This window comes from Paraburkholderia sp. Ac-20342 (assembly GCF_017104985.1).
In the GTDB taxonomy this organism is placed as follows: Bacteria; Pseudomonadota; Gammaproteobacteria; order Burkholderiales; family Burkholderiaceae; genus Paraburkholderia.
In genome coordinates, this window is record NZ_JAAGPQ010000021.1 from 79,483 (window position 1) to 104,895 (window position 25,413).

19 protein-coding genes and 1 pseudogene are annotated in these 25,413 nt (G+C 65.3%); 16 read left to right on the plus strand and 4 right to left on the minus strand.

All coding sequences use genetic code 11. The features are described 5' to 3' along the window. Window positions 1-143: 143 nt before the first annotated feature. The 5 genes from G3N58_RS11625 to G3N58_RS11645 all read left to right on the plus strand — a co-directional run bounded on the left by G3N58_RS11625 (window position 144) and on the right by G3N58_RS11645 (window position 7,303). Window positions 144-1,631, plus strand: coding sequence for an MFS transporter (locus tag G3N58_RS11625; protein ID WP_167283097.1), 1,488 nt, complete (start codon window positions 144-146; stop codon window positions 1,629-1,631). Between the two features lie 195 nt (window positions 1,632-1,826). Further along, entirely contained in the window at window positions 1,827-2,237 is a 411-nt protein-coding gene (locus tag G3N58_RS11630; RefSeq protein ID WP_167283096.1) for a BON domain-containing protein, read from the plus strand. Window positions 2,238-2,813: 576 nt separating this feature from the next. Continuing rightward, on the plus strand, window positions 2,814-3,851 hold the full coding sequence (locus G3N58_RS11635) for a substrate-binding domain-containing protein (RefSeq protein WP_167043974.1): 1,038 nt from the start codon (window positions 2,814-2,816) through the stop codon (window positions 3,849-3,851). A 474-nt stretch (window positions 3,852-4,325) separates the two neighbouring features. Next, the gene (locus G3N58_RS11640; protein WP_205192986.1) at window positions 4,326-6,041 is read left to right on the plus strand and encodes a SulP family inorganic anion transporter; all 1,716 of its coding nucleotides are present in this window, start codon (window positions 4,326-4,328) and stop codon (window positions 6,039-6,041) included. 224 nt (window positions 6,042-6,265) lie between these two features. Next, window positions 6,266-7,303 carry an aminotransferase class I/II-fold pyridoxal phosphate-dependent enzyme gene (locus G3N58_RS11645; protein ID WP_205999221.1) on the plus strand — a complete coding sequence of 346 codons (1,038 nt, stop codon included), beginning with the start codon at window positions 6,266-6,268 and terminating at the stop codon, window positions 7,301-7,303. A gap of 35 nt (window positions 7,304-7,338) precedes the next feature. On the opposite strand, the gene G3N58_RS11650 is transcribed toward G3N58_RS11645, so the two are convergent. The 3 genes from G3N58_RS11650 to G3N58_RS11660 all read right to left on the minus strand — a co-directional run bounded on the left by G3N58_RS11650 (window position 7,339) and on the right by G3N58_RS11660 (window position 9,565). After that, window positions 7,339-7,743, minus strand: coding sequence for a hypothetical protein (locus tag G3N58_RS11650; protein WP_240162733.1), 405 nt, complete (start codon window positions 7,741-7,743; stop codon window positions 7,339-7,341). Between the two features lie 98 nt (window positions 7,744-7,841). Then, window positions 7,842-8,480: a LysE family translocator gene (locus G3N58_RS11655; protein WP_167043807.1), complete on the minus strand. Its 639-nt coding sequence runs from the start codon at window positions 8,478-8,480 to the stop codon at window positions 7,842-7,844. Window positions 8,481-8,665: 185 nt separating this feature from the next. Continuing rightward, window positions 8,666-9,565: a LysR family transcriptional regulator gene (locus G3N58_RS11660; protein ID WP_167043812.1), complete on the minus strand. Its 900-nt coding sequence runs from the start codon at window positions 9,563-9,565 to the stop codon at window positions 8,666-8,668. 153 nt (window positions 9,566-9,718) lie between these two features. On the opposite strand from G3N58_RS11660, the gene G3N58_RS11665 reads away from it, so the two are divergent. Further along, window positions 9,719-10,153, plus strand: coding sequence for a VOC family protein (locus G3N58_RS11665; RefSeq protein ID WP_167043815.1), 435 nt, complete (start codon window positions 9,719-9,721; stop codon window positions 10,151-10,153). 941 nt (window positions 10,154-11,094) lie between these two features. After that, the gene (locus G3N58_RS11670; RefSeq protein ID WP_167043818.1) at window positions 11,095-11,670 is read left to right on the plus strand and encodes a recombinase family protein; all 576 of its coding nucleotides are present in this window, start codon (window positions 11,095-11,097) and stop codon (window positions 11,668-11,670) included. Window positions 11,671-11,774: 104 nt separating this feature from the next. On the opposite strand, the gene G3N58_RS11675 is transcribed toward G3N58_RS11670, so the two are convergent. Continuing rightward, window positions 11,775-12,347: a recombinase family protein gene (locus G3N58_RS11675; protein ID WP_167283089.1), complete on the minus strand. Its 573-nt coding sequence runs from the start codon at window positions 12,345-12,347 to the stop codon at window positions 11,775-11,777. A gap of 263 nt (window positions 12,348-12,610) precedes the next feature. Between G3N58_RS11675 and G3N58_RS11680 the strand changes: the two genes are divergently transcribed. The 9 genes and pseudogenes from G3N58_RS11680 to G3N58_RS11720 all read left to right on the plus strand — a co-directional run. Then, window positions 12,611-13,849 (plus strand): EAL domain-containing protein, encoded by a 1,239-nt coding sequence (locus tag G3N58_RS11680; RefSeq protein WP_205999222.1) that lies wholly within the window; start codon window positions 12,611-12,613, stop codon window positions 13,847-13,849. A gap of 172 nt (window positions 13,850-14,021) precedes the next feature. Further along, window positions 14,022-15,284: a nucleotide sugar dehydrogenase gene (locus tag G3N58_RS11685; RefSeq protein WP_167043983.1), complete on the plus strand. Its 1,263-nt coding sequence runs from the start codon at window positions 14,022-14,024 to the stop codon at window positions 15,282-15,284. A gap of 32 nt (window positions 15,285-15,316) precedes the next feature. Further along, window positions 15,317-17,800, plus strand: coding sequence for a tetratricopeptide repeat protein (locus G3N58_RS11690; RefSeq protein WP_167283086.1), 2,484 nt, complete (start codon window positions 15,317-15,319; stop codon window positions 17,798-17,800). Window positions 17,801-17,904: 104 nt separating this feature from the next. Then, the gene (locus tag G3N58_RS11695; protein WP_241017074.1) at window positions 17,905-20,550 is read left to right on the plus strand and encodes a glycosyltransferase; all 2,646 of its coding nucleotides are present in this window, start codon (window positions 17,905-17,907) and stop codon (window positions 20,548-20,550) included. Window positions 20,551-20,630: 80 nt separating this feature from the next. Beyond that, window positions 20,631-21,686, plus strand: coding sequence for a polysaccharide biosynthesis/export family protein (locus G3N58_RS11700; protein WP_167283083.1), 1,056 nt, complete (start codon window positions 20,631-20,633; stop codon window positions 21,684-21,686). A gap of 9 nt (window positions 21,687-21,695) precedes the next feature. Beyond that, window positions 21,696-23,096: a sugar ABC transporter permease gene (locus tag G3N58_RS11705; RefSeq protein ID WP_205999223.1), complete on the plus strand. Its 1,401-nt coding sequence runs from the start codon at window positions 21,696-21,698 to the stop codon at window positions 23,094-23,096. A 7-nt stretch (window positions 23,097-23,103) separates the two neighbouring features. Then, the gene (locus tag G3N58_RS11710) at window positions 23,104-23,820 is read left to right on the plus strand and encodes an ATPase (RefSeq protein WP_205999224.1); all 717 of its coding nucleotides are present in this window, start codon (window positions 23,104-23,106) and stop codon (window positions 23,818-23,820) included. After that, the gene (locus tag G3N58_RS11715; protein WP_241017075.1) at window positions 23,774-24,970 is read left to right on the plus strand and encodes a sugar ABC transporter; all 1,197 of its coding nucleotides are present in this window, start codon (window positions 23,774-23,776) and stop codon (window positions 24,968-24,970) included. Before G3N58_RS11710 ends, G3N58_RS11715 begins: the two co-directional genes overlap by 47 nt. Then, a pseudogene (locus G3N58_RS11720) lies at window positions 24,963-25,413 on the plus strand (hypothetical protein); the annotation flags it as partial. The gene G3N58_RS11715 and the pseudogene G3N58_RS11720, both read left to right, overlap by 8 nt.

Here is a 25,413-nt window from a genome sequence, read left to right on the forward strand (position 1 = left end):
GGCTAGGCCGTATCGAGGTGCGTGCGACGCGCGACAGAACGCAGGGCCGGCAGCGAAGCGGTCCCAACGCGGTCTAGGCAAGCCCCGTTGTCTTGCCGGACAGGCGGCCGTCATGACAGTCGCAACACCTGGAGACATACAACATGACATCCCCCGATCAAGCGGGGTCCGTCGCGCGCAGCGACGGCAACGCGGCGCATGCCGGCAGCGCCGCCGAGCGCATCGCGCCTCAGGCGGACGACGCAAACCATGCCGCGCCGCTCGACGCCGGCAGCATTTCCGCGCGCCTCGACCGGCTGCCCGCCACGCGCTCGATCTGGAAGCTCGTGGTGCTGCTGAGCCTCGGCTTCTTCTTCGAGCTTTACGATCTGCTGTATTCCGGCTATGTCGCGCCGGGTCTCGTCAAAAGTGGAATCCTGAGCGCGACCACGCATGGCCTGTTCGGCTCGACCGGCGTCGCGAGCTTTATCGCGGCGCTGTTCAGCGGGCTGTTTATCGGCACGATCGCATGCGGTTTTCTCGCGGATCGCTTCGGGCGCCGCGCCGTGTTCACGTATTCGCTGCTGTGGTACACGGTGGCCAATGTCGTGATGGCGTTCCAGGACACCGCGACGGGCCTCAATTTCTGGCGCTTCGTGGCCGGTGTGGGCATCGGCGTCGAACTCGTGACGATCGGCACATACATCTCCGAACTCGTACCCAAGCAGATTCGCGGCCGCGCATTCGCCTGCGAGCAGGCGGTCGGCTTCACGGCCGTGCCGGTGGTCGCGTTTCTCTCGTTCCTGCTGGTGCCGCGCACGCTGTTCGGTCTCGACGGCTGGCGCTGGGTCGCGCTGATCGGTGCGCACGGCGCGCTGTTCGTCTGGTGGATTCGCCGCGCCTTGCCGGAAAGTCCGCGCTGGCTCGCGCAGCAGGGACGCCTCGCCGAGGCGGAGCGCGTGATGAGCGCGCTCGAAGCGGCCGTGCGCCGCGAATACGGCCGCGAGTTGCCGCCGCCCGCGCCGCCGGTGCCGGTCGCGCCGCGCGGCAGCTTCCGCGATATGTGGGTGCCGCCGTATCGCAGCCGCACGCTGATGATGACGATCTTCAACATCTTCCAGACGGTCGGCTTCTACGGCTTCGCAAACTGGGTGCCGACCTTGCTGATCAAGCAGGGCATCACGATCACGACGAGTCTCATGTATTCGAGCGTGATCGCGCTGGCGGCGCCGCTCGGGCCCGTGATCGGCCTCTTTATCGGCGACCGTTTCGAGCGCAAGACCGTGATCGTCGTGATGGCCGGCGTGAACATCGTGTGCGGCTTGTGGTTCAGCCAGGCATCGGGCGCGGTGCTGCTCGTGAGCCTCGGCGTGTGCCTGACGCTCGCGGGCAACATCATTTCGTACAGCTATCATGCGTATCAGTCGGAGCTGTTTCCGACCAGCATCCGGGCGCGCGCGGTGGGCTTCGTATATTCGTGGAGCCGTTTTTCCGCGATTTTCACGGCCTTTCTGATCGCGGCGGTGTTGCGCTACTTCGGCACGACGGGCGTGTTCGTGTTCATCGCTGGGGCGATGCTGATCGTGATGCTCGCGATCGGTTTGATGGGACCGCGTACGAATGGGCTCGAACTGGAGAAGATCTCGAAGTAGCGTCGGCCGAACCCGGCCATTCCACGCGGTTTTTTCCGCTTGCTTCAGCGCTGCCGCCGGTCACGGTTGTTCACCAAAACGTGTATTTGCACATCGACGAAGTTGCGTAAGATGTGCGAAGCACTTTGAAACAACATGCCGGCGCGATGCGTGTGTTCTTGCGCCGCCAACCTGAAAGCACCTGAGAGGAGCCGCATGAACACGAACGGGACGAGCAGTATGATCGGCGCGGCGCTGGTCGCGCTCATCGCAAGTTGCGCGAGCTATGCGAATGCCGGTGAGGTCATGAGCGCGCCGGCCGGCGAGGCCGCGCACATGATGACGGTCTCGGCCTCGCCGCCCGGGCGCAGGTCGGACGACGCGATCATTCTCGACGTGCGCCGCGCCCTCAGGCGCGTACCGGATCTCGACGATTCGGGGATTCGCATCAGGGCGCGTCGCGGTGTCGTCACGCTCACGGGGACCGTGCCCGAAAGCTGGCAGATCTCGCGCGCGGGCAACGCGGCACGCTCGGTGCGCGGAGTCACCGGCGTGTCGAACCGGTTGACGGAGCGCAAGAAGAATATGGCGGCCATCGGGCAAGGTCACGCGTCATTGGCTGGATAGGTTCGTCGCGGGTTGTGGATGTCGTGTTGCGGTAGTGCGTTCTGCCGCAACACGACGCGTACTGTTCTTTCGGGCAGCGGCGTCCGGCCACGGCAATACGAAATACGCTCACTGCCAACGGCGCGGAATGCGCCGTTACCTGACACACAGGCGGTGTCTTCGCGCATCGCTCATCTTTTTGCTACCCATGTCTCGCGTGTCTTCCCGACGCGCGCCAGTCAAACTCCCGACAAACCCCGATTGCGGCCGATGCCGCTGGCCATCGTGTTCGTGCGTACGATGGTCTCGAGCGCGCCTGTGCCGCTCGGCGATCCCTATGCGCTATATCCGGCCATGAGCACCGAGCGCACAAAAATTTCACCAATGGAGCCACGGAGCAATCATCGCGTCATTCTGCCCGCCTATCATGGCGAGCAGATCGCGTCGATCGATCAGACCAGAACGCCGCTAGCGGTAGTCGATACCGTGGCGTTTTCGTTCGACGCCGTGCCTGTCCCGCTGTTCGACGAAGCGGGCGGCGCGCCTCTCTCACGCCGCATCGCGAACGCGCATGGCGGCTCGTCGAAACAAGGCTTGATGGAGAACCGCGTGGCTACACTCAAGGATGTCGCGGAACTGGCCGGCGTGGGCATGTCGACCGCCTCACGAGCCATTTCCGGCAAAGGACCGGTTTCAGCCGAAGCCGCCGCGCGCGTGAAAGCGGCCATCGAGACGCTGAACTTCCGCCCGTCGTCGATCGGCCGGGCGATGGCGACGCGGCAGCTCGGCATCATCGGTATTTTCGTGCCGACGTTTTTCGGTTCCTACTACGGCACGATCCTGAAGCAGACCGATACCGAACTGCGCGCGGTGCATCGCCACGTAGTGGTCGCGACTGGTTGCGGCGAGGGATCGCCGCGCGAGCAGGCGATCGAGGCGGTGCGCTTTCTGATCGGCCGCGATTGCGACGGCGTGGTCGTGATCAGCCACGACCTGCATGACGAAGACCTCATCATGCTGCATCGGATGCACCCGAAGATGGTGTTCCTCAATCGCGCGTTCGAGCAGTTGCCGGATGCGTCGTTCTGCGCGGACCACCGGCGCGGCGGCGAACTCGCGGCGCGCACGCTACTCGATTTCGGCCATCGCGAGATCGGCGTGATTGCCGGGCCGGCTAGCGCGTCGGACAACGTGATGCGGATCGACGGCTTTTTCGCCGAACTCGCGCGCGCCGGCATTGCGCGCGAGGACGTCACGCTGATCGAATCGGACTTCTCGCCCGAAGGCGGTTATGCGGCCGCGCAGAAGCTGCTCGATACGAAGCGGCGCGTGACGGGCCTGTTCTGCGCAAACGACACGATGGCGGTGAGCGTGCTCGCGCGTTTTTACGAGGCGGGCATTTCGGTGCCGAACGATATCTCCGTGATCGGCTACGACGACGATTACTCGGCCCCCTATGCAGCGCCGGGGCTCACGTCGGTGCATATTCCGACCGCCGAGTTGACGCGCAACGCGGTGCGCTGGCTCATCAACGCGTGCTATCGCACCACCTGGGAAATTTTCCGCGAGTTTCCGGTCAGCGTGACGATGCGTGCGTCGGTGGGGCCCGCGCCGGATTCGAGGAAGACCTCGTGACGAGACCCGGTGTTTTCAGCGGGTCTCGCGATCACTCCCTTTAAGACCGTTGTAATAGTGCGCAACAGTGCTTTGCGGTTTTCCCTCATTTAATTCGCGGACAAAACCCTTAAACTCTCCGGTAACAAGTTGTTACGGGGTGACCGTGATGTTGGCCGTCTTTCTGATCGCCTGTCCTTTCTGCATCGCTGCGTTGTTCGGTTTTGCACGCCATGTGGACCCGCAGACAGGGCAATTCAAACGTTAAATCTTCGGGCCGGTTCGGTTCGCGCGCGAGCCGTGAAGAACCGTGAAGCGCTTCGTTCCTGGTTAGGTTGTCGTCAGCTTCGCTAGCGGCGGAAGCTGGCTTTCTTTCGTTCTGCTTTCCTGTTTCCGGCTTCCCGGCCACCTGCTCGATCATTCGTCAGGTCTTGTCTTTGCGTGCCGGTTCAGGGCACGATGCGCGATAAGCTTTGTTTAGGGGCAGTATCGCGTATGCAAGAATTTCTGCAAAAAATAATGACGGTGCGCGTGAGCGTACTGAAGGGCGTTCTTCCGTTGAGCCGCGCCGCGGCGGCGCGCGATGCGCTGGCCGGCGTGCAGCTTGCGTCGATGGATATTCCGCAGGTGCTCGGCTATGCGCGCATCGCCGGCATGCCGGCCGTCGCCGGGCTTTACACCGCTTTCCTGCCGCTCCTCGCGTTTGCGTTTTTCGGCGCCTCGCGGCATCTCGTCGTTGCCGCCGATTCCGCCACCGCAACCATTTTCGCGAGCCGCCTCTCGACCATGGCGCCCGCTTCGAGCGCGGAATACGCGGCGCTTGCGGCGATGGTCGCCTTGCTGACCGCGGCGCTGTTGCTCATCGCGCGCATCTTCAAGCTCGGCTTTCTCGCCGATTTCCTCTCGCGTACCGTGCTGGTCGGCTTTCTCGCCGGGGTCGGCGTGCAGGTCGGCATTGCGATGCTCGGCGACATGCTCGGCGTGCCGGGACATGCCGCGAGCAGCGTCGACCAGTTGCTGCTGGTCGTGCGCGAAGCCGCGCAGATTCATCCCGCGACGCTGGCGATTTCGCTGCTCGTGGCCGCCACGATCCTGTTCTGCAAACGCTTCTGGCCGCGTCTGCCGGTGCCGTTGATCGCGGTCGTGGCGGGCATTGCGGCGAGCGACGTATTCGGTTTCGCGGCGCACGGCATCTCGATTCTCGGACCCGTGGCGGGCGGCTTGCCGCCGCTGCGCGTGCCGTCGGTGACGTGGCAGCAGATGCTCGATCTGCTGCCGGTGGCGGCGTCCTGCTTCGTGATGATCGTCGCGCAGAGCGCCGCCGCGAGCCGCGTGTTCGCCGAGCGTTATCACGAAACCGTCGACACCAACGCCGACCTGCTCGGCATCGCGGCCGCCAATGCGGTGGCGGCGTTCTCGGGCGCGTTCGTCGTCAACGGCAGTCCGACGCAGACCGCGATGGCCGATCGCGCGGGCACGCGCAGCCAGTTCGCGCAGCTCGTCTTCGCGGCCGTGGTCGTGGTGGTGCTGCTGTTTTTCAGCCGCTATCTGCAATATCTGCCGCACTGCATTCTCGCGAGCATCGTGTTTACGATCGCGGTCGGGCTCGTCAATCTGTCGGCGCTGTCCGCGATTCGCCGCGAGAGTCCCGGCGAATTCGCGCTCGCGGTGTTCACGGCGGCGGCCGTCGTGCTGATCGGCGTCGAGCACGGCATTCTGGTCGCGGTCGCCTTGTCGCTGCTGCGTCACGTGCGCCATAGCTACCGTCCGCACACGATGATGCTCGCGCCCAACGGCGACGGGCTATGGGTGCCGGTGCCGGCTGTGCCCGGCAGCGAGACCGCGCCGGGCCTGATCGTCTATCGCTTCGGCGCCGATCTGTTCTACGCGAACGACCACTTTTTCGTCGAGGACGTCAGCGGCCTGATCGGGCATGCGCCGAGCGCGGTGCGCTGGTTCGTCGTCGATGCGAGCGCGATCACCGATCTCGACTATTCGGCAGCGCGTTCGGTGGGCGAGTTGTGTGCGTCGCTCAAGCGCAGCGGCATCGACGTGATCTTCGCGCGCGTGAACCGCTATCTGCGTGCCGACATGGACCGGCATGGGATCACGCCGATCGTCGAGGAGCGCTGCATTTTCGGCACCTTGCACGAGGCGCTGCTGATGGCCGGCGTGGTAAATCCGCATGAGCAGATAAAGGGCGCGCCTTGACGGATGCCTGGGGCTCGTTCATGAAGCGCAATGAAGCGGATGTCGTGCCACGGACCTCGCCGGGCGCATGGGCGCGAAGCCGTGCCTGAAGACGAAGCTGCGATAATGGCCGCCTCACCGCGCCACCGGCGGCCAAGCCTTCATACCGCCGGCGGCGCACCCGGTAAGCCCATTCCGGCCGCGTACCCATTGCGGGCGGCCCCCACTCAATGCAGACGCACCGAATGACTACTTTCAGTTTTCTCGACGACTACAGCGAAGGCGCGCATCCCGACATACTGCGCGCGCTGAGCGAATCGAACTACGTCCAGCAGGCCGCATACGGCGAGGATGCGTACTGTGCCGAAGCCACCGCACGCATCAAGGCTCGCCTCGGCGACGGCTTCGACGGCGCGATCCACTACGTCGCGAGCGGCACGCTGGCGAACCTCGTGTCGATTGCCGCCTGCCTGCGTCCGCACGAAGCCGTCATCGCGGCGAACTCGGGGCATATCGTCGGGCGGGAGGCCGGCGCGATCGAGGCGACGGGCCACAAGCTCATCACGGTTCCCGGCGTCGACGGGAAGCTCACGCCGGAGCATATCGAGGCCGCGCTCGCCGGCAATGCGCATTTCCCGCACATGGCGAAGCCGCGCATGATCTATCTGTCGAACGCGACCGAAACGGGCACGCTCTACACGCTGGCGGAATTGCGGGCAATCTCGGCCCTCGCGAAACAGCGCGGCCTCCTGCTGTTTCTCGATGGCGCGCGCCTCGCGGCGGCGCTGGCCTCGGACCGCAACGACGCGACGCTGGCCGATATCGCCGCGCTCGCCGACATCTTCTGGATCGGCGGGACCAAGGTCGGCACGCTGCTTGGCGAAGCGATCGTCGTATGCAATCCGGCCTTGAAAGAAGACTTCGCGTTCCACGTCAAGCAGCGGGGCGCCATGCTCGCGAAGGGCCGGGTCTTGGGCATCCAGTTTCAGGAACTGTTCGGCAACCACGATCTGTTCTTCGCCAACGCGCGGCACGCGAATGCGATGGCGAAGAAACTCGCCTCGGGGATCGTGGCGAACGGTCACGCGCTCCAGGCGGAAACGGTGACGAACCAGATATTCGCGATCCTGCCCGATCCGGTCATTGCCGCCTTGAAGCGCGACTTCGCGTTCTACGTGTGGGGCGCGGCGCATGACGGTCATTCGGTGGTGCGGATCGTCACGTCGTGGGCTACCGAAGAGCGTCAGGTCGATGCGTTCCTGAGCCGGCTGGCGTCGAGCTGAGCGCTGATCCTTGGATGCCGGGCGCGGCGCGGCATCTACCGCGGTGGTGCGCCGGCGTCGTCCGCGAAAAAATAGCCGATGAAAAAGCACAGGCCCGCGAGCGCGATGCCGAGCCCCGCGACCGTATAGGCGAGCCTCGCGCCGTGCCACAGGCTGTCGAACCATTGATGCAACTGCGCCATCAGCACCGCCGCATTGCCGCCGATCTGCTGCAATTCGATCTGGTAACGTGGATCGACGGCGCTGTACATCGCGACCGCGCTATCGGGCGGCGGCGCGCTCGCATGAATGAACGCTGCCGCGATCAGGCCGGCGAGCAGGATCGCCGCGCCGCTCGCATAGAGCCGCTTTTGCAGCGGCGAGCGTGCGGTCGCGGGGCTGGTTTCGTTGCCGCCGCCGCTGCCTTTGCCTTTACCACTGTCTTTGTGGTTGCCGTTCATCGTGCCTGTCCGCGTGCCTTGTCGTGGGCCATGCTGCGTGCCCTTCGTATCGCAATGGCGCCAGTATCGCAGAGCGGCGGCGCACGCCGAAGCGTGGGCTAGTTTTTCGACGTCAGCAGCTTAAGCCCCGCGATGCCGAACATGATCGCGAGCGAGCCGTCGAGCCAGCGCCGGATCGCCAGGTAGATGCGCCGTGCCGACGCCGTGGAAAACAGCACCGCGTAGCTCGCGAACACCGTCGTGCCGATCGCCATGCAGCCGAGCACGACCGGCAGCACGTGCGCCGCGCCGTGTACCGGCGACATCGCGAGCGAGACGATCGAGAGCCACACGAGCACCGCTTTCGGATTCGTGAGATGCAGCAGCAGACCGCGCAGATAGAGTCGCCCGAGCGGCTCGTCGGCCCGCGCGCCGCCCGCGAGCGGTTTGCCCGCGCCGAGCGCCGAGCGCGCCGATTTGAAGCCGAGCCACAGCAGATACAGTCCGCCCGCGATCCGGATCGCGACGAGGCATTGCGAGTAAGCGGCCAGCACCGCCGACAAGCCGAGCGACGCGAGCAACGCCCACGAGAACGAGCCCGATATCACACCGAGCGCGAACGTCAGCGCGGCGCGGCGGCCCGTGCTCATGGCGAGCGACATGATCGCGAGATTGCTCGGCCCGGGGCTCGCGGTGCCGACGAAATAGGCGCTGTAGGCGATCAGGACATCGGCGGTGAGCAGGGGGCTGGCGATCATGGCGGCGGGAGACGAGGGCGGATGGGGTACTTCACCTGATTCGGTGTCGGCAACGATTCTGCGCGCCGCTGCACGAAACTCACAGATACAGTTGCCCGCTCGCATGGCAGGACAATCGGCGCGCCGCGTGCGCGATGCACGGCGGCCGTGCTGGCCGTGCGTATTTGTGCGTATTGTGCGGCCGCTCAGCCACGCGTCCCGGCCGCTCCCGCCGCCCCCGCCGCTTCGGCAATACACTCCGCCAGCGCATCCGCTACCGCTTGCCGGCTATGCCGCGGACGCTGCACGAGACCGATCTCGCGCTGGAACGTCTGATCGCCGAGTTCGAGCGCGACGACGCTCGCGGGCCATTTGCCGAGCCCGGCCGTATCGGGAATCAGCGCGACGCCCATGCCGCGCGCGACCAGTTGCACGATCGCCTGCAATTCGTCGAGTTCGATCGCGTCGCGCACGGTCAGACGCGCGCGACGCAGAAAACGGTCGACGAGCCGCCCGCCGAACGAGGCGCGGTCGTAGCGGATAAACGGCTCGCTGCGTAGCAGCTCGCGCCACGAGCGTGCGCCGCGCGCGAGCTTTTTCGGCACGAGCAGCACGAACCGCTCGGCGACGAGCGTGCGCCATTCGAGTTCCGAGGGCAGCGCGAACGGCGGCTTGATGATGACGGCCAGATCGAGTTCGCCGGAATCCACCTGGCCGAGCAGGCCGAGCGATACGCCGGGCACCACGCGAATGCGCCAGCCGGGGCGGTCGTCGCGAAAGCGCGCGAGCGCGTCGGCGAGCAGCGACACCTGCGCGGACGCGATCGCGCCGACCCGCAGCATGCCGCTTTCCGCCGCGCCCGCGCCGCGTTCGGCGAGCCGCGCGTAGAGCGTCATGATGTCTCCGGCGAGCGCGAGCGTTTCGCGGCCGGCCTCGTTGAGCGTCGCGGAGCGGCCGGTGCGGTCGAACAGCGGGAAGCCCAGTTCCTGTTCGAGCCGCTGCATCTGCGCGCTCACGGCCGATTGCGTGAGGCCGATGCGCGCGCCCGCGCCGGAAAACGTGCCGTACTGGCTCACGGCGATGAAGGTCTTCAGTTCGCTCAGCATGTCGATTGATCGATTTTCGTGTTGGTCAGGTCAAATATATATCGTTTCTCAGCATTTTTATTCATGGTTAAACTTGGCCTCGCGTGACGGGCTCGCGCGGGACGCGAGCCGTACCTCAACCCCACTTCACTTCAAGCCAGCGAGTTTTCCATCATGAGCGTTGCCGAAACCGTCTTGCCGCCGTTCCATCTGGCGTTTCCTGTGCATAGCCTCGCCGCCGCGCGCGAGTTTTACGGCGAACTGCTCGGTTGTCCGGAAGGACGCAGTTCGGACGCATGGGTCGATTTCAATTTCTACGGCCACCAGATCGTCGCCCACCTCGCGCCGGACGAAATCGGCCATCGCCACACGAGCGCGGTCGACGGCGACGCGGTGCCGGTGCGGCATTTCGGCGCGGTGCTGTCGATGGAGCAGTGGCAGGCCGCCGCGGACAAGCTGCAGAAGGCCGGCATCGAATTCATCATCGAGCCGCACGTGCGCTTCAAGGGCGAGGTCGGCGAGCAGGCCACGATGTTCTTCCTCGACCCGTCGGGCAATGCACTCGAATTCAAGGCGTTCGCCGACATGTCGTCGCTGTTCGCGCGGTAGGCGCCGGGTAACCGGTTGCGTTGACGCAGGAACGCCGGCCTTCGGGCCGGCGTTTTCGTTTGTGGCGGAGGGCTTTTCGCGCGACGTTTCGTACTGTTTCGCGACGTTTCGTGCAGGCGAGAACGAACGGGAAGAGCCTCACGCGGCGGTGCTGCCGCATATCGTGCGGCGGCGTCGGTTTGCGGCGGAATGTGCGCAATCCGAATGGATTTTGGAATTACGCACTCGATAAGCCTGAGGCGTAATTGTATCCAAGCGTAACTTCCCTATTGCCTGTACGGAAACGCCACAAGACGTTATTTTTCCGCCAGATTAACCAGATAGGGGGAATTGCTACGTAGAGGAAATAATGAGAAAGTAATATTTCGTTACACTAATAAAGCTATTTTAAAGAATTGAAAATATTAATTAATGGTATGTTAAGTATATATTTAAATTTTGAGATAAAACGGACCTAATCTTCATTCTGAATTCCGGAAATGAATGATCTGTCCGATTGCGTGGATGACGTGAAATGGCGCTAATGGATGTATTCGTTCCAGGCGATGATTTGCGTATTTGAGTCGAATCGCAAAAAATATCGCCATTATTGCGTGCAGGGAAGTAATCGAGTAAATCGCTTTCCTCTATTTCGATTTTTGCGGCTCAAGCCGACGAGCTGGCATTTCGGGTAAAACAGACGTGCCGGCCATCCTTTTCGCCGGCACCGTACGCCACGCGCAGCGTGGCCGCACCTCGCGTCCCCAGGCGAAGCTCCGGGTTTCCTTGTGCCTGATTCCGGGCGAGGTCCGGCTGTGTCCAAGGTTCGTTCGAAAAAATGACCGATCGTCTCGATATGTGGGATGAACCGGCGCGCATGTCCTTTGAATGGTGATGAATAGATCTGAATAAGCCGTCCGTGGAGACGTCGGATTTGCTGGATAAGTAGATAAGTAGAGAGAATGAAAATCGGCTACGCGAGGGTTTCTACTGATGACCAAAATCTCGATTTGCAACTCGAGGCGCTGCGGGCGGTGGGATGCGTAAAAGTATTCACCGATCATGGCGTGTCCGGCAGCACCTTTTCCCGGCCCGGGCTCGACGAGGTGCTGGATGTGCTCAAGGCGGGCGATACCCTCGTGGTCTGGAGGCTGGACCGGCTCGGCCGTTCGATCAAGAAGCTGATCGAGCTTGTCGAAACCTTGGGGAAGAGGAAGATCCAGTTCGTGTCGATCACGGAGTGCATCGATACGACGTCCGCCGGCGGCACCTTGCTGTTTCATATCATGGCGGCGCTCGCCCAGTTCGAGCGCTCGCTGATCGGCGAGCGCACGCGCGCCGGCATGCGCGCGGCCAAGGCGCGTGGCCAGCATGTCGGCAGGCGTCACGCGATGACCGAGGCCGAGTGTGTCCAGGCGCATCAACTGCTGTCCGAGCACTCAACCCTGTTCGTTGCCCAGAAGTTCGAGATTCATCCCAAGACGTTGCTGCGCAGCCTGCGCCGCCACGGACTCAGTGTCGAGAAGACCGTTTGCTGACCCGGGCAGCCCGGCGCCGGGTCCGTGGCGAGGCGCGCCCCCCCGCGCGGGCCTCGTTTGCGCATATCTCGTTCCGATACCGGGCAGTTCTAGCCTGCCAGGTTCTACTTCAGGAGGCGCGCGGTTTGCTCCGACTGCTGCCGCGCGCGGCGGATCGTGCGCGGATGAACGTTGAATTTCGCCGCGACGTCGCTGATGGAGCAACTCTCGAGCAGCTCAATCGCCTCGGTCTTCTGCTCCGGCGTCAGAACCGGACGCCGGCCCAGCCGGGAGCCCCGGTCGCGCGCCGCGCGCATGCCGGCGCGCGTGCGCTCGCCGATCAGCGAGCGCTCGAACTGGGCGAGCGCGGCGAGCATGTGAAAGATCAGCATGCCGCTGCACGACGTCGTGTCGATGGCTTCCGTGAGTGACTGAAACTGTATTCCCCTGGCACTGAGGCTTTCGATCAGTTCCAGGAGCCGCCGCAGCGACCGGCCGAGCCTGTCCAGTCTCCATACGACGAGAATATCTCCCGCACGCAATTGTTCCAGCATCGAACTGAGTCCGGGGCGCAAAAAGCTGGCGCCCGAAACACCCTGATCTTCAAAAAGCATTTGGCAACCCGCCGCCTTCAAAGCACGAGTCTGTAGATCCAGATTCTGCTCATCCGTCGATACGCGTGCATACCCGATTTTCATGACACTTTACTCCGAGATTTAGTTTGTTTTTTACTTGTGAATACGAATTACCTGATCAGCATTTTCTGCTGACTAATGACGACAAAGGCTGGACATAACGGGTCCCTTTCGTCCTGGCAAATTCCTCGTAAATTCACGCAGCAAGTTCATGATTAACCCGATGGTTTTTTAGCGGCGATCGACTATGCTGGATCGTGACACAAAGGACCCCTTTTGTCCTTTTCTCCCCGTTATGGCGTCGCCTGTAATAAAGGCGCGGCGGCATGATGTCCGGGCAGCCTTTGTTCTCGCAGCCGGTTCGGCCACTGGCCGATTTGCCTGAGCAGTCCGGCCGGGCGGGAACGCTGTGCATTGCCGCGTCGCTGACGAACCTGCGCGAGATCGAGCGCGCATGGGGTTCGCGGCCCGCACTTGCGGTACGGCATGTCGTTCTCGAGCGGGCACGCGAGCTGTGCCGTTCGGTATCGGGCATTGCGGTGCTGAGCGGTGACGTGATCCTGTTCGTCTTCGATTCGCCGCTTGGCGGTCTGCCGCCGGCTGCGTCGGACCTGGCGCAGATCGGCTTGCTGCTCGACCGCATTCTTTGCGATCTCGCCGACCAACCGGTCAAGATCGCCGGCGACGCGGTATTCGTCACGCTATCCCTGTCGGTCGTCGAGCAGGCGGAAGGCGCATTCGATGCCGCGGCTCCCGGCGCCGGTGCGCATGCCGCTCGGCCGGGCCGCGAGGAAGAGCACTGGCGCGAGCGTTTTCTCGTCGACATGAAGGCGGCCGAGAATCTGTTTTCGGCGAAGCATCTCGACCGTCTGGTCTTCGATGCGGAATCGGTCCGCCATCTGGGCAGCGCGGGGATCGTGCGGTACTACAAGGTGGTGCCTTTCTGGACGTGCCACGGCGTTCGCCAGCAGGTTGCCGGGATGGTGGCGCCGCTCGCGCGGCTCGGCCTCGTGCGCAGGCTGGATCGCTGGGCCGTCGAGGCGACCCTGTGCGCGTTGCACGCGAACCCGGGTCTCTCGTTTGGCTGCAACGTGACGTCGCACAGCGCTTCGCTCGATGCCTGGTGGACGCTCATCATTGCGCAGCTAAGCGAGCAGCGAGCCGTCGCGCAGCGGCTCGTCATCGAGCTGTCGGATGTGCCGCCGGCGACCGATCTCGTGACCGTCGGCGCATTCGTGCGCAGGCTTCAGGCGCTGGGCTGCCAGGTCGCGCTCGATAACGTGGGCGGCGGCAGCAGCAGTGTCGAGGCGCTGGCGTCGCTCGGCGCCGACATCGTCAAGATCGGCGCGGGCTGCCTGCGCGAGGCGCGGGTGAGCGACTGGGCCGCCGACTTTCTGCGCAACCTCGTTGCCTTGGCGCGCGGCACCGGCGCCGACGTCGTGATTACCGGCGCCGAGGATGCAGCGGACGTGGAGATTGCGGAGTTCGTCGGGGCGACGCATATCCAGGGGCCGTGTTTCAAGGATCAGGTTCCTGAAATTTTGAATATCAATTGTCCTAACTAAACCGAGGTTCCGGTTTGGCCGGGAATCGTTCATCCCGGGTCCGGCCTTGCGGCTGGTCCCCGGGCTCATTTTGTCTGGGTCGAAGCGTTCGTGTCCGCGAACCGTATAGGGGTTCGCGGGCCGGCGATACGCGACGTTTAATAAGGGGAATTGTGTGACGACGAAGATTGCGGTGTGTGGCTTGGGCTATGTCGGTCTGCCCGTGGCAGTGGCGCTCGCACGCCACTTTGAAGTGACCGGATTCGATGTCGACGCGCGGCGGGTCGAAAACCTGCGCGACGGCGAGGACTGGACCGGCGAAATCGAGCCGCACGTGCTGCGCGACTCGACGATGCGCTTTACCGACAAGGTCGAGGACCTGGCGGGGACCAACTTCTTCGTGGTCGCGGTGCCGACGCCCGTCGACGAAAAATGCAGCCCCGACTTTTCGCTGCTGGAAAGCGCGTGCCGGCTGATCGGTCCGGTTCTGCAACCGGGCAGCATCGTGGTGTTCGAATCGACCGTCCATCCGGGCGCGACCGAGGACATCTGCGGGCCGGCACTCGAAAAGAGTTCGGGCCTGCGCTGCGGCATCGACTTCAAGCTCGGCTACAGCCCCGAGCGGATCAACCCGGGCGACCGCGAGCATCCGCTCGAAAAGATCGTCAAGATCGTCTCGGGCCAGGACCAGCAGGCGCTCGACGAGATCGCCGCCGTCTACGAAAAAATCATCGATGCGGGCGTGTTCCGCGCGTCGTCGATCAAGGTGGCCGAAGCGGCCAAGGTCATCGAGAACACGCAGCGCGACATCAATATCGCGCTCATGAACGAAGTCTCGAAGATCTGCGATCTGGTCGGCATCCGTTCGTCCGAGGTGCTGGAAGCCGCGGGCACCAAGTGGAACTTCCTGCGCTTTACGCCGGGCCTCGTCGGCGGTCATTGCATCGGCGTCGATCCGTACTATCTGACCTCGAAGGCGCAGGAACTCGGCTACCACCCCGAAGTGATCCTGGCGGGGCGCCGCATCAACGACGGCATGGCCGACTACGTCGCCGGCCGTCTCGTTCAGGTGATCGCGAGCCGCCATCGTCTCAAGGCGTCGACCCGCGTCGGCATTCTCGGCATCACGTTCAAGGAGAACGTGCCCGACATCCGCAACTCGAAGGTCGTCGATCTTTACGAAGCGCTCACGCGCTACGGCATGTCGCCGATCGTCTACGACCCGATGGCCGATGCGGAGCAGGTGCACGAAGAGTACGGCATCAAGCTCTCGTCGCGCGAGGAACTCAACGCGCTGGACGTGCTCGTGTTCGCCGTGCCGCACCGCGAGATCGTCGATACGATCGAGAGCGATCTGCCCGGGATGATTGCCGACGGCGGGATCGTCTGCGATCTGAAGTCGTCTCTCGACGGCGAGCGGATCATGAAAAACAAGCTGACCTACTGGGCGCTTTGAGCGGCAGTACAGACGATATCTGAACGATCATCATGACTCTTTTCAACATAGCGCCTGTTGGTACCTGCCGTATTCACACGCCGCTGCGCCGGGGCGCGGGCCGTTATCCGATCCGTCCGGTGCTGGCCCGCAACTACGGATTCGTCCATACGAGTTCCGAAGCGCTTCAGCAATTGCAGTTCATGTTCGGCCAGAAGGACATTCCGGCCGACGTGCGCACGCTGACGTTTCGGCCCGGTTCGTCCGGGAGCTTCGAAGGGAAGCCGTCGCCCGGCGCCGATCTTTATCTGGTCGAGATTTCTTCGCGCAAGCTGCTGAGCGTCGACGGCCATCCGATCCAGATGAACTACATGGTGCGGCATTTCGGCGATTTCTTCGCCGACAAGAAACGCACCCGCCAGTTCTGGTCGATGGCCGTGCCGAGCCGGATGGCCGAGCGGCGCGCATGGCTCGACCAGGATTTCGCGTTCCAGCGTCTGTCGGCGCAGGATCGCGATCTGCTCGCGCGCATTCAGCGGCACGACCTGAAGGATGCCGAAATTTCGGCGGAAATGGAGCAGATCGCGACGATGGTCGGCAAGGACCATCTGGCCTTCGTCACGCACGTCAATGCCGATACGCCCGACAACATGCCCGTCGAGCAGCGGCGCGAGCTGATTAACACCGTGCGCGCGATCGCGAAACGCATGAACGTGCCGTGCTACGACCCGACTCCGCTGATGCGCAAGCTGGGCCAGGCCAACGCAATGGAAAACGGCGGGCTCGATCTGACACACTACACCGATCTGTTCTCGGACCAGCTGTGCGAGGCCTGGTACACGGAGTTCGTCGTGCCGCGCGTCGATACGTCGGACGTTCAGGCGCCGCCGAAGACCGATGCGGTCCAGCACGAGGACACCGCGGAAAGTCTCGAAGCCGCCTGGAACGCCGGGCGCGTGCTCGAAGTGTCGCAGCGGCTGCGCGGGATTCTGCGCCATGGCGAAAGCAGCCGTCAGCACCGTCTGTTGTTGGGCCGAGTGCAATACGACCTGGGCGACTTCGAGGGCGCGGCCGCGCAGTTCGAATCGTTCGGCGCGGAGCCGGAATTCGACGAAAAGACCAACCTGCTGCTCACCCAGTGCTACTTCGAGACCGGGCGCTACGAGCAGGCTGCCCGGCTCGCCGCGGCGCTGCTCGCCGACGAGCACGAAGCGCCCGCGATCCTGCGCATCTGCGCGGAATCGGCCGGCAAGCTCGGCGATACGGCCACGGCGCTGGCTAACTGGAAGCGCCTGTTCCGTCTGTCGACCGATAGCGCCGACGCAGCCGCCGCCGCGACGGCCGTGCTGCGTCTGCTCGAAACCTCGGGCGATGCCGAGGGCGTCGTGCAGTGGGCAGGCGAAGTGCGCGACGCGCTGCCGGCTCACGCGCCGAGCTTCGTGGCGCTCTGGGAGCGTGCGCTGACGGCGCCGGATCGCGCGGCGCTGCTGGAACTGGCGCGCGAGCCCGTGGAGATGGACGAGGCCGAGATCCTGGCCCTCGCGCAACGCACGATCGAGCGCGGCTGCGCGACGCCGGCCGCGCTGCTTGCCGCGACCCAGGGGCTCACGCGCAGCAACCGCAAGGAGACGGCCGAATGGATCGCGCGCGCTGCGGCGGCCTGGCTTGACGAGGGCAACGCGGCGCTCGCCTCGGGCGACATGCTGAAGGCGGCGGACCGGCTTCAGGCGCACGCGCAGCTCAATGCGAACAGCAATGCGCTGATTCGCGCGAGACGGCAGCTCGAACGCCAGATGCGTCAGGACGTGCGCGCGGCGCTGATCGCTCGCGATTACGAACGCGCGGCCGGCGTGCTCGCGATCGCGAGTCAGACGCTCACGACATTCCCCGAGCTGGCGAGCTTCCGCATTCGCGTGGCCGAAGCGCTCGACGACATCGACACCGCGTTGGTCTATCTGCGCGATGCGTCCGGGCTCGACGATATCACCGAGAGCACGTGGATCAAGCTGGCTCGCATGGCGGTGCGCAGCGGCTACTACGGCGAGGCGATCGATGCCTATGCGCGGGTGCTGAACTCGGCGTCGAGCGATCCTGCCGCGCGCATCGAGGCGAAGCGCCAGATTCTCGGCCTGCGCAGCCGCGTTATCCGGCTTGCACGGGAAGCGCATCGCGCGGGCGATTACGAACGCGCCTGGGCACTCCTCGAACGTCTGCAGCAGCTCGATCCGGACAACAAGGAAGTCTCGCAGGAGAAGAAGCGCGTGCTCGCGGGGCTGCACGTGAAGGTGAAGTCGCTCGATGCCGCGCACGACGCCGACCGGCTCACGCTGGGCGAGACGATCCTGCGCCTCGCGCCCGAAGACCCGGTCGGCTTGAAGGCGGCGGCGACGGGCGCCATGCGCACGCATCGTTTCGAGCAGGCGCTCAAGTACTGGCAGGCGTTGCGCTCGCGCTCCGCATCGCCGGAACTGATCGACGGAAATATCCAGAAGTGCCGGATATTCATCGATCGCGCCAAGCGCAAGAAGGCCGCCTGACGGGCCGCTGATGCGCCATGCGCCGGGACGCGGGTCCCGGCGCATGGCGAGCGGTCGCGAATGGGGTTGAGGTATTTCCAGGAATAAATGGCTGGGTTCCGGTAATGGCTAAAGCAGGAAAAACAGCAGCGAACGAGAGCACGCTCGCCGTGCAGGCTCGGCCCAAACGAGGCCGACCGGCAGGCGACGCGGGCACGGCGCACGAGGCCGGCCGGCAGACCGCTTCGCCGGCAAAGCCGCGTGCGGCCGCAAGGCCCGCGGCCGAGGCGAAATCCGGCACGGCGGCGAAGCCCAAGGCTGTGGCGAAATCCAGGGCGGTGGCGAAGCCGAAGGCCGTGGTGGAACCGAGCGCGGCAGCAGAGATCAAGAAGGCTTCGGCACAACTGGAGGTAGTAGGGGAGCACACGGCTGAGGTACAACCCGAGGCAGCGGCAAAGCCCAGGGTCGCAGCACAACCCGCGGTGGTGGGAGAGCACACGGCTGAGGTACAACCCGAGGCAGCAGCAGAGCCTCAGGCTACAGCACACGACGAGGCAGCGGCAAAGCCCGAGGTCGCAGCACAACCCAAGGCAGCGAAGCCCAAAGCGGTAGCGCGGCCCAAGGCGGCCACGCCGAACACCCCGGCCACGCCCGACGCCGCCGTACCACCGCCGCAACAGCAACAACCGCAGTCCGAAGCAAATGCAGAAGCAAACGCAGAAGCAAATGCACAACCGCAGGACCTGCCTTCGCTGCACGAAGAACTCACACGCCTGCTCGCGGCCTGTACGACGTTGCAGAACGCGCGCAAGCACCTGGGCGAGGCGGAGCGGCTGGCCGCGCAGGCCCCCGACGACCGGACCGTGCGTATCGTGCTGCTGCAGATGCGGGAGCGGACCGGGCTCAGCACCGGCCTGCTCGAACAATGGGCCGATCTGCTGCGCGACTGCCCCGACGATCTGATGGTGGCGCGGCACTACGCGACGCGTCTTCTGAAGGAGCGCCGCTTCGACGAGGCCATGGCGGTCGCGGATCGCCATTTTCCCGAGCAGGCGCAGGACACGCGCAAGGCGCTGGCCCGCGCCGAATTTCTCGCCGACATCAAGGCACACGATGCGTCGGATGCGATCTTCCGGCGCCTCATCGCGGAACACGACCGGCGCCATCTGCGGGTGGCGTTCGCGAAGCGCCTCGTCAAGCGCAGCATGGTGGCCGATGCGATCGAGGTCATCGAGCCCGTCGCGCACGAACTCTCGCCCGACAGCAAGGGCGGCCAGCTCGTCGCGAAGATCGTCGACGACTACACGTTCTACCGCCGCTTCGAATCCGCCGCCGATCTGGCCGGACAGGACATCAAGATCGTCGCGATGCGTCAGGCCATCCTGCGTTTTCGCCATCGCGACGTAGCGCCGCCGCCGCGCGGAAAGCCCGCCTCGGTCGCGCTCGTCACGGGCAGCCTCGGGCCCGGCGGCGCGGAACGGCAACTGACGCGGCTCGCCGTGCATTTGCGGCGTCTCGTGGCCGAGGCCGCCGGTGCACGCGACAGCGCTGCGGACCACGCCACAGGCCACGACGTCAGCGCGATCGAAGTGCTGGTCAAGCAGCACTCGGACCCGGCGCGCGTCGACCGGCCGCAGCGTCTCGACTTCTTTCTGGGCATGCTGCGCGAGGCCGATGTCAAGGTCTCCGAAATCAACGCGATGCCGGCCGTGTCGGCTGCGCATCAGGACATTCACGACGCGGACCTGCTGCGCCTGCTCGGCAATCTGCCGCCCCAGGTGCACTACGGCGTCACGCGTCTCGCGCCGTATCTGCGCGAACGCAGGTTCGACGTTGTGAGCCTCTGGCAGGACGGCACCTGTCTGTTCGGCGCGCTGGCCGCGCTGCTGGCCGGCGTGCCGACGATCCACCTCGTGTTTCGCGGACTGCCGCCGAATATCCGCCAGGAACGCAATCGTCCGGAGTACGCAGCGTTCTATCGCGCCATCGCCGAGGTGCCGGGCATTCACTTCGTCAGCAACAGCATGACCGGCGCGCGCGAGTACGCCCAGTGGCTCGGGCTACCGCTCGAACGGTTTCGCATCCTCTATAACGGCGTGCCCGAAATGAACGCGCTTGCCTCGGAGCAGGACGAGCAGAAGTGGACGGCGTTCGTCGAGCGCACGGCGGACGCGAGCGAAACGATCGGCGGCGTGTTCCGCCTCGAACCGGACAAGCGGCCGCTGTTGTGGATCAAGCTCGCGCACCGCTATCTGAAGCGGCGTCCGCTGGCGCGCTTCGTTATCGTCGGCGATGGCCGTTTCAGCGACGAGGCGCAGGCGCTCGCCACCGAGCTCGGCATCGCGGGCCGCCTGCTGCTCGTCGGACTCTCGTCGCACGTGGGGTTCTGGTATTCGAAGATGGACGTCAAGGTGATGCTGTCGCGCCACGAAGGTTTGCCGAACGTGCTGATCGAAGCGCAACTGCTCGGCATCTGCGTGGTGTCGACGCCGGCCGGCGGCGCGGGCGAGTGCTTTATCGACGGCGTGACCGGGCATCTGCTCGGCTGCGCGGAGAACCCCGACCTGAACGATGCGTGCGAGAAGATCGAACACCTCGTGCTCAGCGCGCAGGCGGATGCCACCGTGCGGGAGCGGGCGCGGCAGCGGGCCGCCGAACTCTTTTCGGTGGAGGCGATGCTCGCCACGTTCATGAGCCTGTGCCGGCGCGCCGCGCCGGTGGAGGAAAGCCCCTTGCAGGTGGAACAACTCGACAATCTGGTGATGAATTGATGCGGTACGGGCTTGTTGGTTTTCCTGACCGTCTGGTCATGGCTCTGGCTTTCTGTCTCTGCGGCGTTTTGCAGGGATGCGTGATCCCGCGCAGCGGGCCGCTGCTCAGCGAAGTGCAGGCTTCGCGCGATCACAACGACATCGAACTGGTCGGCGTGACGCCGGCGCTCGCGCTCGCCTCGCGCGCGGCGGGCAGCGCGAGCTTTCCGGACGCATTCCAGCAGGCGCAGCCGGTCGATTACGAAAAACTCGCGCCAGGCGACGGCGTCGACATTTCGCTGTGGGGGCAGGACGGCGTGGGCGTGTTCGGCAACGGCTCGGGTGGCGCGAGCGGCCTGAGCGGCACCGGCGGCATGACGGACCTCGGCGAGATGGTCATCGACGAAGCCGGCACGATCTACGTTCCGCAAGTGGGCCGTGTGCATGCGCAAGGCCTGACGCCGGCCGGGCTGCGCGACGCGATCGAGCGGCGCCTGAGCCGCGTGACGGTCGGGCTCGATGTCAACGTGCGGCGCACGGAACGGCGCGGGCAGACCGTGGCGATCGAGGGCGACCTCAAGAAGCCCGGCGTGTATCCGATCGGGCCGGGCATGCAGCGCCTGAGCGGACTGTTGAGCAAGGCCGCGCCCGACCAGATGAACCCCGAGCAGCTCGCGGTGACGCTGCGGCGCAATGGCGAGAGCGTGTCCGTGCGGCTGTCCGACGTCTATCGCAACAGCGCGGAAGATATCGCCTTGCGTGCCGGCGACTCCGTGGTCGTGCATGACGTCGTCGAGAATCTGACGGTGCTCGGCGCGGCGGGTGCGCAATCGCGGCTCAAGCTCAGCAAGCGCAATTACACGGTGCTCGACGCGCTCGGCGATTCGCGCGGCCTGAACGATTCGCTCGCCAATCCGAAGGCGGTCTTCCTGCTGCGCATCCGCCCGGACGATGCCGGCACCGCCGACACGCGGCCGGTGGTCTATCAGTTCGATTTCACGAAGCCCGAGCAGATGGTGCTCGCCGGCAAGTTCGCGGTACACGACGGCGACGCGATCTATATCTCGGACGCACCGTTCACCCAGGTTCAGAAGGTTCTCTCCGCCTTCAGCGCGACGCTCGGCACCGCGCGTTCCGTGTCCAGCCTGTCGCAGTGAAGGCCGGACATGAGCAACCAGGATCGCATCAAGAACTGGCGCGAGCGCCGGACGGCGCGGCATGCCGGCGACGAGGCCGGCAATGCGGAGGCGGCGGCGAATACCGTCACCGATGCGGTGACCAGCACGGCGCACAACGCAGCAGACAGCGCAGCGACCCACGCGGCGCACGGCTTGCGCGCGGCGGACTCCGCGGGCGGCGTGCTGAGCGGCGTACTCGATGCGCTCGCCAGCGCTCCGCACGAGAGCGTGGCCGGGCGGCGGCGCATCTACGCGGCGCTCGAGAGCGAACTCGAGGCGGAACTCGCGCGCGACGGCATGCCGCCCGAGCGCGCGGAATTGCGCCGGCGCCAGTTGCGCATGGTCGTGCGTCTGCTGGAAACCGATATTCGCGCGGGCATCGACGTGTTGACGGCAGGCTATGCACCGGCCACGCTCGACGCCGACGACGCGCGCCTGGTCGACGGATTCAACCGGCGCGGGCAGCAGCGCAAACAGCAGGAGACGCGCGAAGCACGTCGTCTCGCGTCGCGCGAGGACGTGGCCTTCGAGATCGCGCTGAAGCCGCACGAGGCGCACGAAGTTGCGCTGCTGCGCGAGCGGATCGCCGGCATTCATGCGCGGCAGCACGGCGCGCAGCCGGGCACGCTGCAATCGCGGCTGGCGAGCATCGGGCCGCTGCTGCGGCTCCAACTGCATATCCTGCAGAGCGAAAGCCGCATCGCGCTGCTGTGGTCCGTGGTCGGTCCCGCCGTGCTGCTGAGCCTGATCTCGTCGCTGTACTTCCTGATGGGCACGCACTACGTGCTCGGCATGGACGTGCCGACGTTCTCGCTGCTGGGCGCGACGACGTGGATCATGTTCCGGCAGGCGGTGTTTCGCACGAGCACGAGCTATGTCGCGGCGCGCGGGCTCATCAACCTGGAGTCGGTCACGCCGCTCGCGGTGGCGCTGGTGCAGGGCGGGCTCTTCATCGGCATCTATCTCGGCGTGTATGCCGTGCTGATCGGCGTCGGCCACAGCCTGGGCCTCATTACGCTGCCCGTGCGCTGGTCGGGTGCGATCGCCTATGTCGTGATGATGGGCGGCGCGGGCGTCTCGATGGGGCTGATCTTCGGCAGCATTGCTATCCGCTGGCACTTCTTCTTGCGCTTTGCGCCCGTGATCGAGCGCGGCCTGGAAGTATTCTCGTCGGTCTTTTTCGTCTCCGAGCAGTTGCCGGAGCAATACCGCAAGTATTTCTTATGGTCGCCGTTCGCGCATGGGATGCAACTGCTCAGATCGGCGTACTTCGACAGCTATTCGTCGCATGACGCGAGCTTCGCGTATTTCGTCACCGCGCTGGTTTTTCTCGGCGTGCTCGGCGCGGGCATGGAGCGGCTCGCGCGAACCCATGTTCAACCGATGTGAGCGCGCCATGATCCTGATGAACGGTGTGACGGACGTGCCGCGAATTTTCGGTGCGCGGCAGCCGCTGCTGCAGCAGGTCGACCTGCTGATTCCGCAGGGGCGCTATGCGCTGCTCTCGCGGCGGCCGGAATTCCATCGCGCGATCGTCGACGTGATCGCGGGGCTGCGGCCGCCGCGCGAGGGCTTCGTCGCTCACCAGGGGATCGTGTCGTGGCCGCTCGGGCGGCAGGGCTTCGTGCGCGGCAAGGCGACCGGCCTGCGCATGATCGAGTTCGTCTGCGCGCTCTATGGGCTTGCGCCCACGCCCTGCGTCGAGCTGGTGTCGGACCTGCTGACGAGCCCCGAGTATCTGGCGCGGCCGATGGAGCATTGGCCGCTCTATGTGCGTCAGGAATTTTCCTTTGCGCTCGCGCTCGCGCCGGACTTCGACGTGTATGTCGTCGAAGGTGCAATTCCGTTCGAGGACTGCCGCTTCACGAACCTGTGGCTCGCGCTGTTCGAAGAACGGCTGGTCGGGCGCACGCTGCTTCTATCAACCTACCGTCATCAGCAAATGATGGATTACTGCACCAAAGGTTTGGTCTATGAGCAATACGGCCTTCGGATCAACGACGACCTCGGAGAATGCATCCGCCGGTTCCCGCCCCGGAGATCCCGCAGCGAGTCAGGCGGAGACAATGTGGTCGACATCGGCGTCGGCGTCGGAGACCAGTTCGGCGTCTAGCGAGGAACTGCCGCTCGCGCAGCGCGCCAGGGTGCGCGAGCAGGCGTTGCGGCAGCGCCGCCGCCAGCGGCTCGTGACACTCGGCCTCGTGCTCGTGCCGGTCGTGCTGACGGCGCTTTACGCGCTCGTCTTCGCCGCGCCGCGCTATCGCGCCGAAGCGCGCTTCTCGGTGCGTTCGAGCGCGTCCCAGCCGGCCGCGCAGGGCACCGCGGGCCTGCTGTCGAGCGGCAGCGGCGGCAGCGTGGTGGGCGGCTTCGTCGACGGCTGGGCCGTGGCCGACTTCATCCGCTCGCGCGACGCCATGCGCCAGCTCGACAACCGGATCGGGCTGCGCCGGTATCTCGTGTACACCGGCCTCGACCCGCTGAACCGGCTGTCGCCCGAGGCCGGCGAGGACGCGCTGTACCGCGCCTATCTCGGCGCGGTCGACGTCTCGTACAACATGATCGAGCAGATCGACGTGCTGCGCGTGAGCGCCTTCTCGCCCGAGGATGCGCGCACGCTGTCGGACGCGCTGATCGGGCTGGCTCAGCAGTTCGTCAACAACATGGACGAAAAGGGCGTGACCGATACGCTCAAGGTCAGCAAGGAGGCCGTGACGCGCGCGGAGAAGGAGGCGATCGGGGCGCGCGGCACGCTGACCGACTGGCGCGTGCGCAACGGCAATATCGACCCCGAGGCGGAAGCCGGCATGCTGCTGAATCTCTCCGCGCAGCTGGAGGCCGAACTCAACACCGCGAAGATCAATCTCGACAAGATCCGCGCGCTGAACAACCCCGAGCATCCGATGCTGAAGCCCGCGCAGATGCAGGTGAGCGCGCTGCGCAAGCAGCTCGACGAGGTGCATGCGCGCATGAGCGGCAAGGGCAACACCGACGCGAGCCGGCTGAAGTCCTATCAGGCGCTGCTGAACGCGCAGACTTTCGCGGACCAGAATCTCGCCTCGGCACGGCAGAACTATCAGCAGGCCTTTACCGACACGCTGCGGCTGCAACGCTACCTCAGCGTGATTGCGCGCCCGTTGCCTGAAGTGCGGCCCGGCAGCCCGAACACCGGCGTGCTGCTGATCGAGGCGCTGGCCGTGGGGTTCGTCTTCGCGTTTGCCGTGCGTGCCGCCGAGGCGCTGTACCGGGAGTTCAGGCATGGCTGAGCCGGTGACCACACGCGCCGGGCATGGCGAACGCGATGAACGCGATGAACGCGGCGAGCGTTCCGCACGCGCCGGCACGCTGGCGCCGCTCGAAGCCGCGAAGCGGGCGATCCGCACGGAAGCGTGGGAGCCGGGGCTGGCGCAGCTCGACGAGATCGAGCGCGGCGGCGGCCAGCTCGACGCTCATGCCGGCCTGCTGAAGGCGATCGCGCTGATCCGCTCGCGCGGCTTCGCGGCCGGAATCGGCGGCCTCGACGCGCAGCGGATTCGCGAAGCCCAGGGCCGCGCCGACGTGCGCCGCCTCGTGGTCGCGCCGCTCGTCAAGTCCGGGGCGCTGGCCGAGGCGGCCCAGGTGTTCGACCTGCTGGTGCGTGCCTATCCCGAGAGCGGCGACGACCGGCGCAGCTACGCGAGCGTGCTCGCGCGGCTCAAGCGCTGGAGCG